The 16655-nt window shown below is 73.6% G+C and carries 7 protein-coding genes; 1 reads left to right on the forward strand and 6 read right to left on the reverse strand.

What is annotated here, in order from left to right:
- Positions 1-46: 46 nt before the first annotated feature.
- Positions 47-814, forward strand: coding sequence for a 2,3-dihydro-2,3-dihydroxybenzoate dehydrogenase (locus ACFSZT_RS27945; RefSeq protein WP_377393003.1), 768 nt, complete (start codon positions 47-49; stop codon positions 812-814).
- 19 nt (positions 815-833) lie between these two features.
- On the opposite strand, the gene ACFSZT_RS27950 is transcribed toward ACFSZT_RS27945, so the two are convergent.
- The 6 genes from ACFSZT_RS27950 to ACFSZT_RS27975 are packed head-to-tail and all read right to left on the reverse strand — an operon-like array spanning position 834 to position 16649.
- Complete coding sequence (locus ACFSZT_RS27950) at positions 834-2222, reverse strand: DHA2 family efflux MFS transporter permease subunit (RefSeq protein ID WP_377393000.1); 1389 nt, start codon at positions 2220-2222, stop codon at positions 834-836.
- Positions 2219-12784 carry an amino acid adenylation domain-containing protein gene (locus tag ACFSZT_RS27955; RefSeq protein ID WP_377392997.1) on the reverse strand — a complete coding sequence of 3522 codons (10566 nt, stop codon included), beginning with the start codon at positions 12782-12784 and terminating at the stop codon, positions 2219-2221. Before ACFSZT_RS27955 ends, ACFSZT_RS27950 begins: the two co-directional genes overlap by 4 nt.
- A 49-nt stretch (positions 12785-12833) precedes the next feature.
- Positions 12834-13607, reverse strand: a complete 774-nt coding sequence (locus ACFSZT_RS27960) for an ABC transporter ATP-binding protein (protein ID WP_377392994.1) — start codon at positions 13605-13607, stop codon at positions 12834-12836.
- A complete protein-coding gene (locus ACFSZT_RS27965; RefSeq protein WP_377392991.1) occupies positions 13604-14635 on the reverse strand; it encodes a FecCD family ABC transporter permease in 1032 nt (343 codons plus the stop codon). The genes ACFSZT_RS27960 and ACFSZT_RS27965 overlap by 4 nt, the downstream gene beginning before the upstream one ends.
- Entirely contained in the window at positions 14632-15645 is a 1014-nt protein-coding gene (locus ACFSZT_RS27970; RefSeq protein ID WP_377392988.1) for a FecCD family ABC transporter permease, read from the reverse strand. The genes ACFSZT_RS27965 and ACFSZT_RS27970 overlap by 4 nt, the downstream gene beginning before the upstream one ends.
- Positions 15642-16649: an ABC transporter substrate-binding protein gene (locus ACFSZT_RS27975; RefSeq protein ID WP_377392985.1), complete on the reverse strand. Its 1008-nt coding sequence runs from the start codon at positions 16647-16649 to the stop codon at positions 15642-15644. The genes ACFSZT_RS27970 and ACFSZT_RS27975 overlap by 4 nt, the downstream gene beginning before the upstream one ends.
- Positions 16650-16655 lie beyond the last annotated feature (6 nt).

Consider the following 16655-nt stretch of genomic DNA (forward strand, 5'->3'; position numbering starts at 1 on the left):
CACCGCTCCCGACCACACTCCACGCCAGACCATATCGAGGAGATCTGTGGACCAGCAGGGAATCGCCGGCAAGGTCGCGTTCGTGACCGGTGCCGGACAAGGGATCGGCGAAGCCGTCGTGCGTGCGCTCCGGGCCGGTGGCGTGACAGTGGCCGCGGTGGACCGCTCAGCCGAGGTGCAGGCGAAGTACGCCGACGACCGGGGCATCACCGGATTCGTGGCCGACGTCACCGACTCGGCCCGGGTCGCGGACGTGGTGTCCGAAGTGGAGCATTCGCTGGGCGCGATCGACATTCTCGCCAACGTCGCGGGTGTGCTGCGGACCGGACCGGTGGCTGACTACGCGGACGAGGACTGGGCCCACACCTTCGGCGTCAACACCACCGGGGTGTTCACCGTGTCCCGGGAGGTCACGCGCCGCATGATCCCGCGGCGGCGCGGCTGCGTCGTCACCGTGTCCTCGAACGCGGCCGGTGTGCCACGGCACGGCATGGCTGCCTACGCGGCCTCCAAGGCGGCGGCGACCATGTTCACCAAGTGCCTCGGTCTCGAACTCGCCGGGTACGGCATCCGGTGCAACGTCGTGGCTCCCGGCTCCACCGACACGCCGATGCAGCGTGCGATGTGGACCGATGCCGGCGCCGACCCGGTGCTGCGGGGCGACCTGGACACCTACCGGGTGGGCATCCCGCTCGGCCGGATCGCCGACCCGGAGGACGTCGCGGCTGCGGTCGTGTTCCTCGCCTCCGACCAGGCACGGCACATCACCATGCACGACCTGTACGTCGACGGCGGCGCCACCCTGCGCGCGTGAGCGCCCGCGCCTGCCCGGGCTACCGCGGCGTCCGCCCGGGCAGGCGCAACGCACCCAGCAGGGCCAGCACACACAACCCGAGCACGCACCAGAAGGCGTCACCGAACGCACCGGCCGCCTCCGGCGCACGTGCCGAGAGCCGCGTTTCCAGCAGCACCGCCACCACCGCGGTGCCGATCGCGCCGCCGACGTAGTTCAGCATGCTCAACGCACTGGACGCGCGCGGCAGCAGATCACGGTCGACGCGGCTGTAGACGATGTTCATGACCGGCGAGGCGATCATGGCGGTGCCGAGTCCGCGCACGAGCAGGGCGGCCGCGAGCACGCCGTCCGGCAGCCCGCCGACCTGGGTGAACGGCACCGTGGCGACGATGATGAGCGCGAAGCCAGTGACGACGAGGGTGCGTGGCGCAAGCCGGTCGATCGTGCGGTTGACGATGAACGAGCCGAGCACCGCGCCCACCCCCTGAGGCGCGAGCAGCAGCCCGGCGTCCCACGCCGACAGCCCCCGCCCGGCCTGCAGGTAGAGCGGCAGCAGGAACATCGTGCCGAACACCGACGCGGCCGCCACGAACAACGCGAACGCCGCGGAACTGATCGGTGGTGTCGTGAACAGGCGGGGGTCGAGCAGCGGCACCCGCGCCGTGCGCAGTGCGTGGGCCGCGAACACGCCCAGCATGCCCACTCCCACGACGATCGCGCCGCCCGCGACGACGGCGCCCGCCGGTCCGGACGCCAGCTCGGTGAGTCCGAACACGAGCACGGCGAGCCCCGGCGAGAGCAGCAGCGCACCACGGATGTCGAACGGGGACACGGTGTCCGACGGCGGTACCGGCGGCACGAGCTTGCGGGCCAGCAGCAGGGCGACCAGCCCGACCGGGAGGTTGACGTAGAACAGCCACGGCCAGTCGGCCACGCGCAGCACCATGCCACCGACCAGAGGCCCCAGCACCGGCGCGAGCATGGGCACGATCCCGACGATGCTCATGACCCGTCCGGTGCGGGCACGACCGGCCGCCCGCGCCAGCAGCGCCTGCCCGGTGGGCGGCAGCAACCCGCCGCCGAGTCCCTGGATCACCCGGAACACCGCGAGGGAGGCCGCCGACCAGGCGAGCGCGCAGGCCGCCGACCCGGCGAGGAACAGCAGCACCGCGCCCAGCCACGTCCGTCGCGCGCCGAACCGCTCCGCGAGCCAGCCCGACATCGGTGCGGCGGCCACCACGGCGAGCAGGTAGGCCGTGCTCGTCCACTGCACCTCGGTCACCGAGGCGCCGAACTCGACGGACAGCGTCTCGAGCCCGACGTTGACGATCGTGGAGTCCAGCGACGCCATGAACGTGCCGAGCACCAGCACGAACGCCATGCCGAGCAGCCGGCCGTCGATCCGGTCCGCGGTCTGTTCGCTCATCGGCGCACTGCCGCGCACTCGTCGAGCAGGGTGCTCACCTCGGCGTCCAGCGCGCCGGGACGGCTCAGCACGCACAACGCGCGCTGCAGCGCCGTGGCGAGCTCCTCGGCCTCCTCGCCGGTCACCGCGCCGGGGCGGAAGCCGACGATGCCGCGCCACCCGGCACCCTCGGGCATGACGGTCACGGTCACCGGGTGGTGCGTGAACTCCCGGAACCGGGTTCCCACGACCCGCAGACCCGGTGCCGGCTCGGCCAGCGCTTGCGGATCGACCGGGTAGTTCTCGAACACCAGCAGGCTGTCGAACAGCCGGCGCACGCCGGTCAGCTCGTGCAGCTCGGCGAGCCGGACAGCGTGGTGCCCGGCGAGCGCCTGCTGCCTCGACTGCAGCGTGACCAGCGACTCGGCGACCGTGCCGGAGAGCCGTGCCCGCACCGGAACCGTGTTGGCCAGCAGCCCCAGGATCTCCTCGACACCGTCCACTTCGGGCGGACGACCGGACACCATGGCGCCGAAGCACACGTCGCGGCGCCCGGAGCGGGCCGCCAGCACGGCCGACCACGCACCCTGCACGAGCGTGTTCACCGTGAGCCCCGCCGCCGCGGCGGTCGCGGCCAGCGTGCGCACCAGATCGGGCTCGACGTCGAACAGCACGGGCTCCGGATGGTCGGGCACGACCTCGGGCACCGGCCGGTCGCCGGCGATGTAGCCACCCTCGCCCAGACCCGCGAGCTCCGCGCGCCACGCGGCGAGGTCGGTGTCCCGGTCGCGCCCGGTCAGCCAGCGCAGGTACCGGGTCACCGGGACGGGCGCGGGCAGCACGCGATGCGGATGCTCGCCGCGCACACGCGCGGTGTAGGCGGCGAAGATCTCCCCGAGCATCCGCGGAGCCGACCAGCCGTCGGACAGCACGTGATGGCTGGTCAGCACGAGATCCGCGCGCCCCGCGCCGCGGCGGATCACGGTGAGACGCACCGCGGAGCCCGCCGTGAGGTCGAAGCGCTCGGCGAGGTCGTCGGCCAGCACCCGGTCGACGGCCCGGCGCTGTGCGTCCACATCGGACACCGCGGAGAGGTCGACGTACCGACAGTCCGGTGCGGCGCCGGCGAGCAGCACCTGCACCGCGTCCAGGCCGGGCTCGTCCGGGAACGCCGCGCCCAGGTTGGGGTGGCGCGCCAGCAGGTCACCCGCGGCGGCGTGCAGGGTCGGCACATCGACCTCTCCCGCCAGCGAGAAGGCCGCCTGCACGGTGTACGGGTCCGCTCCACCGGCCGACGCACGGGTGTGCCGCAGCATGATCTCCTGCAGCGGGCTCAGCGGCAGCACGTCGGCCACCCGGTACCGACGTTCCAGTGCGTCCACACCGGACTGTCCGATCCGGACCAGCGGGAAGTCGGACGGCGTGCGGCCCGCTCCGGCGAGCACGTCCGGATCGGCCGCCAGCGCGGCGAGGCAGCCGCGGAACTCGTCGGCGAGCGCGGCGATGTCGGCGTCGGCGAACAGCGCCCTCGGCCACGTGAACCGCACCCGCAACGCGGCACCGTCGCCATCGTCCCAGGCCATCGCGTTCACCATGAGGCTGTGCGGCAACGGCAGGCCGTCCCCGCCCGAGCCGAACGGGCTCGCGCCCGGCGGCGCCTGCCACGGCCGCTCCTCGGCCGGGGCCGCGGCGAACTGGCCGAGGTAGTTCCAGCTGAGCTCCGGCCGGGCCGCCGCCCGCAGGCCGGGCTCGCCGGCCGCGGTGAGGATGCCGTGGCCCAGGCCGTCGCCCTGGGCACGCAACTGCTCCTTGACCGCCTTGAGCGCGGCCGCCGACGAGCCGTCCGGCGCGGTGATGCGGGCGGGATGCACGGCGGTGAACCAGCCCACGGTCTGCGACAGGTCCACCTCGCGGGTCTCGTCCGGGGTGTGCGCGGGCCTGCCGTGGCTCTCCAGCGCCACGTACAACTCCGGTGCCCGGCCGCGCCACCGGCCGATCGCCCGGGCCAGAGCGGTGAGCAGGACGGTGTCCGGTGTGCTGTGGTAGGCCCCGGGCACGGTCGTCAGCAGGGTGCGCGTGAGCTCGGGATCGAGCCGCAGCTCGTGGTGCGCGGCGGTGGCGCCGGTGTCCCGTGCCGGGTCGAACGCGGTCGCCGACAGCGGCTCGGGTGTGGCCTCTACGACCCGTCGCCAATGCGGCAGCTCGGCGCGCCGGTGCTCGGCCGCCGCGCGCAGCGCGCGGGCCCAGCGGAGGAACGGCTCCCCACGCCGCGCCGGTGCGCCCGTGCCGGACGTCGCGGCCTCGTAACCGGCGGCGAGGTCGTCGAGCAGGATGCGCCACGACACACCGTCGACCAGCAGGTGGTGCGCGATCAGGACGAGCCTGCCGAGCGCGTCCGGCCCGCGATCCACCCACACGGCCCGCAGCAGCGGACCGCTCCACAGGTCGAGTCCGGCCCGGGCGGCGGCGATCCGCTCGTCGACGAGCGCGCGCAGGTCGTCGCCGGGTGCCGCGGCCACGCGGGTGAGCACGTCGGTCGCGGTGACCGCACCGGCTTCCGGGATCCGCAGCACCGGCTCGCGCTCGCCGGGAGCCAGGTGCGCACGCAACACGTCGTGCCGGGCGAGCAGGCCGTCCAGCACGGCATGCCACACCTCGAGCGAGCCACCTCCGGGAACGCAGACCTCCGTCCACTGGCAGAAGTCCCGTGCGGCGTCCAGACCGCCGGGCGTGCCCGCGCACCGGTCGAGCAGGTCGAGCATCACCGGCGTCAGCGGTGCGTCACCGGTCGCCGGGACGTCGGCGTCCGCACCCGAGGGGTCGTCCTCGGTGCAGCGGGCGGCGATCCCGGCGATCGTGGCGCCGTCGAGCACGTCGCGGGGGCCGAGGCGCAGACCGTGCCTGCGGGCACGGGACACCACCTGCAGCGACACGATGCTGTCGCCGCCGATCTCGAGGAAATCGTCGTCGAGGTTGACCTCGTCGCTGCCGAGCACCTCGCGGACGATGCCGAGCAGCACCTCCTCGGCGCGCGTAGCCGGCTCCCGCGCCGGGGCGGCCGGACCGAGATCGGGCGCGGGCAGGGCGGCCTCGTCGAGCTTGCCGCCGGGCGTCAGCGGCAGCCGGTCCAGTGGCACGAACGCGGCGGGCACCAGGTGGTCGGGTAGCTCGGCGAGCAGGTCCTCACGCAGCCTCGCCGCGTCGAACGTCACACCCTCGGCGGGGATCACGTACCCCACGAGCCGGCCCTCACGGGCCACGACGGCGCAGCCGCGCACGCCGGGATGCCGGGCGAGCGCCGACTCGATCTCGCCGAGCTCGATGCGGAAGCCGCGGATCTTGACCTGCCGGTCGGCGCGGCCGACGAACACCAGCTGTCCGTCGGGGCGCCAGTACACGAGGTCCCCGGTGCGGTACATCCGCCCGCCCGTCGCTCGGCCATCGGCCCCCGGCTCACCGAACGGGTCGGCCACGAACGCCTGCGCCGTCTGGCCGGACCTGCCCAGGTAGCCGCGGGCGAGCTTCGGTCCCGCGAGGTACAGCTCCCCGACCACTCCCACGCCGACGGGCTGCAGTCCCTCGTCGAGGACATAGGCGCGGACGTTCGGGTCAGGCCGTCCGATGGGGACGGTCCCCGACTCCCCCGATTCGTAGCGCCACGTGACCGAGTTGACGGTGACCTCGGTGGGGCCGTAGGCGTTGAACAGTGCCCGACGGCCCTCACCCCAGCGCCGGGCGAGCTCCGGGTCGAGCCGTTCGGCGCCGACGACGAAGAACACGTCCGGGTCGACGCCGCGATCCTCCGGCACCGCCGCCAGGAACGACGGCAGCAGGTTGACGCCCGTGGGCTTGTGCTCGGTGATGTAGTCGAGCAGCTCGTCGCCGGGCACCCGCACCTCCTCGGGCGCGATGACCAGTGTCCCGCCCGAGGCGAGCGGCACCATCGTCTGCCAGAACGCCACGTCGAAGCTCGTCGACGCGAAGTGCAGGTACCGGTCGTGCTCGGTGACGCCGACGACCTCCTCCTGCAACGAGATGAGGTCGGGGATGCCGCGGTGCGTGACGGCGACGCCCTTGGGCTTACCGGTCGTGCCGGACGTGTAGATGATGTAGGCCAGCGCGTCCTCGGTGAGCCCGGCGCGCGCGGGCGCGGGGTCGTCGTCGCGATCGGTCGGCGCCCCCGGGTCGCCGAGCACGCCCGGGTCGTCCACCCGCAGCACCGCACCGTCCGGGTCGCCGGGCACCGTGCCGCCAAGCGACTCCAGCGCCGCGGCGTCGGTGACGTAGGCGGCCGGGCGGGCGTCGCCGACCATGTAGGCGAGCCGCTCTCGTGGGTAGTTCGGGTCGAGCGGCAGGTAGGCCGCACCGGCCTTGAGCACCCCGAACAGCGCCACGATCATTTCGACGTCCCGGCCGAGCAGCACGCCCACCGGATCCTCCTGCCCGACCCCGGCGGCGAGCAACGCGTGCGCGAGCCGGTTGGCCAGCCGGTCCAGCTCGGCGTAGGTGAGCCGCCGGTCCCGGCACACCACGGCCTCCGCGTCCGGCTTGCGCCGCACCCACGCGGCGAACGTCTCCAGCAGCGAGTCCCGCTGCTGGGCCGGTACCGCCGACGTCCCGAGGTGGAGCAGCCGTGCGCGCTCGTCGGCGTCGAGCATCGGCAGCCGCCCGACCGGGCGCCGGGCGTCGGTGACGAGCTCGGTGAGCAGCGTGCGCAGCCACCGGCCGTAGTCGCGGACGGTGTCCTCGCTGAACACGTGCGGCTGGTAGCCGAGCCCGATGGTGATCTCGTCGTCCGGGATCACCACGACCGTCAGCGGGTAGTGGGTGGCGTCGGTGATCCGCACGCCGGAGAGCTCCAGCCCCGGCGCGACGGGCATCGGCGCGCGCCCGGCGAACGGGAAGTTCTCCATCACCAGCATCGTGTCGAACAGCTCACCGACCCCGGCCGCACGCTGGATCTCGGGCAGCCCGAGGTGGTGGTGTTCGCTCAGGGCGACCGACTCGGCGTGCACGCGGGCGAGCAGGTCCTCCGCGGGCTGGTCGGGGGTGTAGCGCATCCGCACCGGGATGGTGTTGCCGAGCTGGCCGATCATCGACTCCACACCGTCCACTTCGGCCGGTCTGCCGGACACGGGGCAACCGAACACCACGTCACGGCGCCGGGTGAGCCTGCCCAGCAGCAGGCCCCACGCCGTCTGCAGCACGGTCGTCACCGTGATGCCGCGCTCGCGCGCGAACGCACGGAGCCGGTCGGAGAACTCACGGCCGAGGTCGAGGGTGACCCGGCCGGGCCGCTCCACGCGGGGACGGGTGGTGGCCGGAGCGAGCCGGGTGCCCTCGTCGATCCCGGCCAGGGCTTGCCGCCACGCGCGCAGCGCGGCGTCGCGGTCGCGGTCGGCGAGCCAGTGGTGGTAGGCCGACAGCGAGGGTGGAGCGGGCACGGCCGGTCCGCCGCCGAGTTCGGTGTACAGCCCGAGCAGGGTCCGTCCCACAAGCGGCATCGACCAGCCGTCCAGCAGCGCGTGGTGGTTGGTCATCACCAGCCGGTGCTCGCGCGCCCCGAGCCTGCACAGCCGGAACCGGATCAGCGGCGGTGTCTCCGGGTCGAACGGCCGGTCGAGCTCGGCGCGGCAGTGCGCGGCGAAGCTGTCCTCCGGCTCGCCCGCGGAGGTCAGGTCGACCGGTTCCCAGTCCAGGTCCACGTCGGCGGGCACCACCTGCACGACCTCGCCTGCCGCCGTGGTGGCGAGGTGGATCCGCAGTGCCGGGTGACGGCGCAGCAGTTCCCGCGCGGCCTCGGCGAGCCGGTCGGCGTCCAGCTCCCCGACCAGCGACAGCACCGCCTGCACGACGTAGACGTCGGTGTCGCCGGTGCCGCGGGCGAGCGTGTGGAACGACAGGCCCACCTGGAGTGCCGTCGCCGGCAGCACGTCGGCGACCGGCCGCAGGCGTTCCAGCGCGTCGATGTCGGTCTGCTCGAGGCGCACCAGCGGGAGATCGGACGGGGTGAGCCCGCCACCGCCGGGACCGATCCGCGTGGCGTGTGCGGCCAGTGCCGCGAGCGCCTCCTCCCAGGCGCGCTGCAGCTCACGCACCTGCTCGGCCGGAAGGAGCCTGCCCGCGGCGGTCCACTCGACCGCGATGCGCGGCGCGTCGTCCTCGTGCACGAAGCAGTTGAGCGCCAGCACCTGTTCCAGCGCCTTGCCGGGCGGCTCGATGACGGCGAACGGGTCGTCGTCCGGCAGCCGCCAGTCGTCGCCGTCCGGGGAGCTGAACCGGCCGAGGTAGTTCAGCAACACCTCGGGTGCTCCGGCCGTGGCCAGCTCCGGCGCGGTCTCCGGGTCGAGGTGCCGCAGTATTCCGTAGCCGATGCCGCCGTCGGGCACCGCCCGCCGGGCCTCTTTCACCGCGCGCAGCAGCCGCCCCGCGGCCTCGCCGCCGGTGAGGGCGTCGCGCAGGTCGGCGTCGCCGCGCACGGCGTCGGCGGGGACGCGCACCGGGAACTCGCTGGTGAACCAGCCGACCGTACGGGACAGGTCCGCGCCGGGCTCCAGGGTTTCGCGGCCGTGGCTCTCCACCGTGATCGTGAGCGCGCCCTGCCGGGCACGCCACGAGCGCAGTGCCAGCGTGAGCGCGGCGAGCAGCACCTCGTCGGTTCCCGCGCGGTAGGCGGCGGGGAGCGTGGTCAGGACCGCGTCGGACACCTCCGGCCCGGCCACGGTGACCGAACGCAACGCGGTGGCGGCGGTGTCCCGGGCGGGGTCGAGCGCGTCGCAGCGCAACGGGCGGCACTCGGGGTCCAGTGTCTGCCGCCAGTACGGCAGCTCGGCTCGCCGGGCGCCGGTCCGGCCCTGGTCGGCCAGCAGCGTCGCGTGCCTGCGCCACGACGTCCCTGACGGCGGCAGCTCGGCGGGCTTGCCGTCCCGGGCCGCCGTGCAGGCGGCGTGCAGGTCGGGCAGGAGCACCCGCCAGGACACACCGTCGATGACGAGGTGGTGGGCGAGGACGAGCAGCCGGTCGGGCACACCGTCGCCGGTGCGGATCAGCGCGACGCGCAGCACGGCGCCGGTGGCCGGGTCGAGCTCACCGGCGAGCCGCTCGGCGAGCCGTGCGTCATCCACAGTGGACTCGGTGAGCTCGCTGACGATCGCGTCGGCGTCCCCGTTCTCATCGGGCCGTATCTCGAGCTCGGTGCCGGTCAGGCGCAGCCGGAGTGCGGCATGCCGGTCCAGCACGGCCCGCACGCCCGCCACGAGATCGCGCCTCGACAGCGGCGAGGCCACCGACACGACGGTCCACTGGGCGTAGCCCGCGACCATCCGCGGATCGGGATGCGGGTCGAGCAGCCCGCGCACGATGGGCGGGGCAGGCACCGGGCCGACCGGGTCGTCGGTCACCGGCGCGACACCGCTGTCCAGTTCGGACAGCCGAGCGGCGAGGGAGCCGAGATCCCGCCGGGCCAGCAGATCCCGCGGGCGCAGCTCGAACCCGGACGACCGGAGCCTGCTGCTCACACTGATGGCCGAAATGCTGTCGCCGCCGAGGGAGAAGAAGTCGTCGTCGGGGCTGACCTCGTCGAGGCCGAACACCTCGGCGACCGTCGCGCACAGCAGCCGCTCCCGCGCGGTGGCCGGAGCACGGCCCCGGCCGGTGGCGCTCGGCACGGGCAGCGCGGCACGGTCGAGCTTGCCGTTCACGGTCAGGGGCAGCTCGTCGAGCACGACGACGGCCGCGGGCACGAGGTGGTCGGGCAACCGGCCGGCGAGCGCGTGCCGCACCGACTCCGCGGTGAGGGTCGCGTCGCGTTCCGGCACGACGTAACCGACCAGCCGGGGCGAGCCGGTCTCGTGCCGCACGAGTGCGGCCGCCGCGCTCACGCCCGGCAACGCACCGAGTGCCGCCTCGACCTCGCCGACCTCCACCCGGTAGCCGCGGATCTTGACCTGGCCGTCGGCACGGCCGAGGTACTCGAACCCGCGCCCCGGCAGCCAGCGGGCCAGGTCGCCGGTGCGGTACATCCTCGCGCCCGGCTCCCCGAACGGGTCCGCGACGAACCGCTCGGCCGTGCCGCCGGGGCGGCCGAGGTAACCGCGGGCGAGCTGCGGCCCGGCCAGGTACAGCTCACCCACCGCGCCGGGCGGCACCGGGCGCAACGCGTTGTCCAGCAGGTAGACCCGTACGCCGGCCAGCGGGTGGCCGATCACCGGCTCGCCCGCGTCCAACAGCGCACTCGCGCTGTCCACTGTGGCCTCGGTGGGGCCGTACATGTTTCGGGCGGCCACCCCGGATGCGGCGACTCGCCGCCACAGCGCGGGTGGCGCGGCCTCACCGCCGAGCACCAGCAGCGCGGGCCGGTGCGCACTGTCGAGCAGCCCCGCGTCCACCAGCGGGGCCGCCAGCGACGGCGTGGTGTCCACGACGTCGATCCGGTCCCGCCTGCACGCGGCGAGCAGGGCGTCGACGTCCTTGGTGACGTCGGCGTCGTAGAGGTGCAGCTCGTGCCCGCACAGCAGCCACAGCAGCTGGTCGAGGGCGGAGTCGAACGCGAACGAGTACGTGTGCGCGACCCGCAGCCGCCGCCCGGCCGCACGCGCCGTGTCGGCCACGAGCGTCGCCCGGTGGTGGTGCAGCAGGGCGTCCAGGCCGCCGAGGGGCACCTGCACGCCTTTGGGCCTGCCGGTCGAGCCGGAGGTGTAGATGACGTACGCGAGGTGCTCCGGGCGGCGCTCGGTGGCCAGCTCGTGCGGCGCCAGCGGCCCGTCCGCCAGGGCGGCGAGTTCGGCCTGGGTCGCCGGGTCGTCGAGGGCGAGACCCGGCGCCTCGGCGCCCAGGTCGGGCGCGCCGCCGGACGTGAGCACCAGCGCAGGCCGGGCGTCGGCCAGCAGCCCACGCAGTCGCTCGGCCGGATGCTCCAGGTCGAGCGGCAGGAACGCCGCACCGGCGTCGAGCGCGGCGAGCAGCCCGACGACGAGGTCGGCGGACCGGGGCATCGCGAGCGCGACCACGTCCTCGGCGCCCACCCCGCGTGCCCGCAGAGCCCGCGCCAGCCGGTGCACCCGGGCCGCCAGCTCGGCGTAGTCCATCCGGGAGTCCCCGTGCACGAGCGCGGTCTCGCCGCCGTGGGTGTCCACCAGCGAGGCCAGCGTGTCGGTGACCCCGGCGGGTTCCCCGGGAACCGCCGGCGGTGTCCACGCGGCGAGCAGCTCCTCCCGCAGGCCCGGTGCGATCAGCTCGACCTGGCCGACCACGGGCCGCTGCGGTCCGGTCAGCTCGGTGACGAGCCGGCGCACCGCGGCGAGCCGGGCGTCGACGGCATCTTGATCGTGGGTGCGGGCGTCCACCTCGAACCCGAGCAGCAGGCCGCCGTCCCTGGTGGGCAGCACGGAAAGCCCCATGTCCTCGGGCGGCCCGCCGGCGACGTTGCGCATTACGCCGGTCGCCCCCGCGAAGTCGAGGGTGAGGTCGAAGGCCTTGAGGTTCACCCCGCAGCCGTGCAGCAGCGCACCCGCCCCCGGCACGGCCAGGTCGCGGGGCAGGTTCTCGCCGCGGTAGCGCTGGTGCGTCCGCATCTCCCGCATCGCCTCGGCGATCCGGCGCGACAGCACCCTGAGGTCGTCCGAGCCGCGCACCTCGACCCGCATCGGGAGCACGTTCACCGCCATGCCGGGCGTGCGCAGCTCGGCCCCGCTCGTCCGGCACATCAGCGGCAGTGCGAACACCACGTCGGTCCGGCCGAGCACGCGGTGCAGGAACGCGGCATAGCAGGCCAGGAGGGCGTCGCCCCACGTGACGCCCTCCTGGTCCGCGAACGCGCGCAGTGCGGCGACCTCGTCCGAGGGCAGCACCGCCTGCGCGGACACCGTGTCGGTCGGCGCGCCGGACGCCGCGGGGGTGGACTCGCCCAGCTCGGGCAACGGGGTCAGCCGGTCCACCCAGTAGGCCCGATCACGCTCCGGCCGGTCGCTCGCCAAGTACTCCTGGTCGGCGGCGACGAACTCGGCGAACGAGCTGAACGAGCACTTCGGCGGCTCGGTTCCCGTGACCAGCGCCGTGTAGCGGGCCGCGGTCCGGCGGGCGAGCATCGCGGCGCTGTAGCCGTCGAACACCAGGTGGTGGCCGAGCTGGGTGTACCAGACCTCGGTATCGGAGAGCCGGATGATCATCTGCGAGTACAGCGGGCGGTCCACCATGCCGCGGCAGGCCTCGGCGGCGGCGAAGCGCTCGCGCACCACCTGCTGCTCAGCGGCGGCGACGGGATCGGCCGCGCCGGAGACGTCCACCACGGGCGGCGGACTCACCGGGGAGTCGTCCACCACCTGGCGGGGCCCGTCCGGCGTCTCGGTGAACCGCAGCCGCAGCGTCTCGGCGTCATCGACCGTGCCCACCATCGCCTCGGCCAGCAGGCCGACGTCGATCGGCTCGGTGCCGGAGATCTGCACGACGTCGCCGACGAGGTAGTACGGCGATTCGGGCTCCAGACGCTGCGCGTTCCAGATGCCCAGCTGCGCGCTGGTCAGCTCGAAGACCGTGCCGCCCGGCGTGCGTGCCGCCCGGTGCGCCTGCTCTCGGACCGTGCTCAAAACTCTCTCGCTCCCCACTGTTCAGCCTCGCCGGAACCGGGCGGCCCGCCTACTCGGGCACGACCATCGGGGTCCCGGTCACCGGGTCGCCGACGATGACGCTCGGCAGGTCGAAGACCTCCTTCACCAGTGCCGCGTCGACGATGTCGGCCGCCGCGCCTTCGGCGACGATGCGGCCCTCCTTCATCGCGATGAGGTGGTCGGCGAACCGGCAGGCCTGGTTGATGTCGTGCAGCACCGCGATCACCGTCCGGCCCTCCTTGCGCAGCCGCGCGAGCAGCGCGAGCAACCGGTACTGGTGCGTGATGTCCAAAAAGGACGTGGGCTCGTCGAGCAGCAGGTATGGTGTGCGCTGCGCGAGCACCATCGCCACCCAGACCCGCTGCCGTTGGCCGCCGGAGAGCTCGGCCACGGGCCGCTCGGCGAAGTCCTCGACCTCCGCGGTCACCATCGCCTCGGTGACGGCCTCCTCATCCTCCGGCGTCCACAGTGCCAGGAGCGACTGGTGCGGATACCGGCCGCGCGAGACCAGCTGGCGCACCTTGATGCCTTCCGGGGCCAGCGGGTCCTGCGGCAGGAAGGCCAGCTGCCTCGCCAGCTCCTTCGGCGGGTAGGCGCCGATCTCGCGCTCGTCGAACGACACGCTGCCCTGCGCGGGCCGCAGCAGCCGGACGAACGCCCGCAGCAATGTGGACTTGCCGCAGCCGTTCGGGCCGACCACCGCCGTGAAGGCACCGTCGGGCACGTCGAGGCTCAGCCGGGTCGAGACGACCCGCTCGCCATAGCGCAGGGTCACGTCCTGGGCACGCAGCCGGGCGGTCATGTCCGCCTCACCTCCTGGGCCAGCAGCCAGATCAGATAGCACCCGCCGATCGCCGTGGTGACGACACCGACGGGCAGGGACACCGGGGCGAGCAGCATCTGGGCGATCAGGTCCGCGCCCTGCAACAGCACCGCCCCGGTGAGCGCGGCGGGCAGCAGCGGGATGCCGGGCGCGCGCGCGAGCCTGCGCCCGATCTGCGGCGCGGCGAGCGCGATGAACGCGATCGGCCCCGTGACCGCCGTGACCGTCGCCGTGCACCCGACGCCGATCAGCACCATCAGCAACCGCTGCCGTTCCAGCCCGACCCCGGTCGACACCGCGACGGCGTCCCCGAGCGCCGACTGGTGCATCGCCTGCGCGCGCGACGCCATCACGGCCAGCAGCACGGCGATCACCGTGAACGGGATCGACAGGTCCTCCCAGTCGATCCCGTTGAGCGAGCCGGAGTTCCAGCCGATGGCGGCGATCGCGACCTCGAGTTCGGCGCGCAACACGATCCAGTTGTTCAGCGCGGTCACCATGGCGTTCACGGCGATGCCGATGACCACGAGCCGCATGCCGGACAACCCGTTCGACCGCGACAGCATGTACACCACGGCGGCCGCCACCAGGCCGCCCACCACGGAGCTGAGGGCCAGCTGCACCGACGCGCCCGTCAGCACCGTCAACGCGAACAGTGTTCCGGTGTAGGCGCCGGCGTCCAGGCCGATGACGTCCGGGCTACCCATCGGGTTGCGCGTGAGGGTCTGGAAGATCGCGCCGGCCACGCCGAGTGCGGCACCGAAGACGATCGCGGCGGTCACCCGCGACAGGCGCCATTCCAGGATGACGACCGTGGAGTCACCGGTGCCCGCCAGCGCAGCCAGCACCTCGGTGGGAGTGCTCCACGTGGAGCCGTAACACAGCCCGACGAACCCGAGCCCCGCCATGACGACGGCGAGCACGCCCACCAGCACGAGCGTTCGCCGCTCGACGAACCACGCCCGGCCGCGCACACGCAGCGCCACCGTGCTCGCTCCCGCGCTCACAACGACCCCGCCCCGTACCGGCGGACCGCCCAGATCAGCACCGGGCCGCCCAGGAACGCCGTGACGATCGCGACCGGCATCTCCCCGGTCGGCAGCAGCACGCGAGCGAGCGTGTCCGCGATCAGCAACAGGATCGGGCCTGCCACCATCGAGTAGACGACCAGCCAGGGCACCGAGCCCACGGTCAGCCTGCGCAGCAGGTGCGGCACGATCAGGCCGACGAACAGGATCGGCCCGGCCACGGCGGTGGCCGCCCCCGCCAGCACCGTGATGGCGACGAGCGTGAGGGTCCGGACCCGCGCGACGTTGGCGCCCAGGGTGTGCGCGACCGCGTCACCGAGGGCGACCGCGTTGAGCGACCGGGCGAGCAGCACCGCACCGATAAGGGCGAGCACGATCGCGGCCAGCGGCAGTGTCAGCTCCGTCTGCTCCCGGCCCGCCAGCGACCCGACCGCCCAGAATCGGTACCGGTCGAGCGTGTCCGGCGACATCAGCCGGATGCCCAGGGACAGCCCTTGCAGCACGGCACTGAACGCGACCCCGGCCAGCAGCAACCGCAGGGTCGAGCGGCGGCCGACCGAGTACACGAGCACCGTGGCCAGCACCGCACCGAGCACCGCGACGCCGAGTTCCCCGGCGGCCGTTCCCGCCAGGCCGAGCGCCGAGCCGACGGTGAGCGCGAACCCGGCGCCCTGCGTCACGCCGAGCACGCCGGGCTCCGCCAGCGGGTTGCGCGACAACGTCTGGATCAGCGCTCCCGCCACCGCGAGCGCGGCACCCACGGCGATCCCCAGCACCGTGCGGGGCACCCGCACGTCACGAACGATCACGTGGTCACCGGAGCCGTCGAACGCGACCAGGGCACGCACCACCTCGGCGGGCGCCACGGCGTGCGCGCCGACGGCGAAGCTGGCGACGCACGCGAGCGCCAGCACGGCCAGTCCCCCGGCGAGGACGGCCGCGCGAGCCGTCCTCGCCGAGGTCCGGGGAATTCCGGCTACGGTCGTCACTGGTTCAGCAGTGGTGCGAACGTCTCGTCGAGCGCGTCCAGTGCCTTCATCGCCTGCCGGTAGGTCGCGGCCTCGGTGTAGCGGACCGGGAAGGTCTTACCGGCCTTGACCGCGGGCAGGTTCTTCCACAGCTGGGAGTCCATCACGTACTTGACCGGCTCCGGCAGCGAGCCGTCGGCGTTCACGGTGTAGGTGATGGCGTCCGCCTGGCCGAGGGCCGACGGCAGTTCCTCGATGGACGGGTACTCGCTGACCGACTTGGAACCCGGGCCCTTCTCCTTGACCTGGCCGTAGTACCTGGCGCCGATGTCGTTGGCGATGTTGGTGCCCCACGACCCGTCGAACTCGCGCTGGAAGTTGCCGTTCTCGACCTGGCCGTAGCCGCCCACGTGCGCGAACTTCAGCTTCGGCAGCACATTCTTGTACTTCTCGGCCAGCTGCCCGGCCTTCTGCTCGTACTGGGCCTTCACGGCGTCGAAGTTCTCCACCGCGCCCGCGGCGTCGGCCTGCTTGCGGGAGAGCTCACGCCACGCCGAGGGCACCGTCGGGCCGATCGCGACCACCGGGGCGATCGACTCGAGCCGCTTGACGTCGACGTCCTTGAGCACCGGCGCAGGCACGCCGATGACGATGAGATCGGGATCGGCCTCGGCGATGGCCTCGTAGTTGGTCTCCGCGGCCGACTCACCGGCGACCTTCGGCAGTTTGTTGTAGGTCGCCAGGTCCTCCTTGGTCATCATGGGCTCGCCACGCTGCCACGTGGAGATGCCGACCAGCGGCGCGTCGGCCTCGATCAGCGCGGGCACGGCGTACCCCGTGGCGACCACGCGCTGCGGGTCGGCGGGGATGGTGATCCGGCCGTTGTCGGCCTCGAACACGCGGGTCCGGCCGTCGGCGGCCGATTCGCCTTCGGTGGACGCGCAGCCGCTCATCGTCACGGTGAGCGCGAGCGCGGTAGCCGCGATGACGCCCTTCGCCAGGCGTCGCGAGCTGAATAGTGACATCGGTTC

Source organism: Prauserella oleivorans, from assembly GCF_042685745.1.
Taxonomy (GTDB): Bacteria; Actinomycetota; Actinomycetes; order Mycobacteriales; family Pseudonocardiaceae; genus Prauserella_A; species Prauserella_A oleivorans.

Bases quoted from the DNA above. Each gene is read 5' to 3' on its own strand.
- ACFSZT_RS27950 (WP_377393000.1), bottom strand. From the start codon at position 2,222: ATGAGCGAACAGACCGCGGACCGGATCGACGGCCGGCTGCTCGGCATG.
- ACFSZT_RS27960 (WP_377392994.1), bottom strand. From the start codon at position 13,607: ATGACCGCCCGGCTGCGTGCCCAGGACGTGACCCTGCGCTATGGCGAG.
- ACFSZT_RS27975 (WP_377392985.1), bottom strand. From the start codon at position 16,649: ATGTCACTATTCAGCTCGCGACGCCTGGCGAAGGGCGTCATCGCGGCT.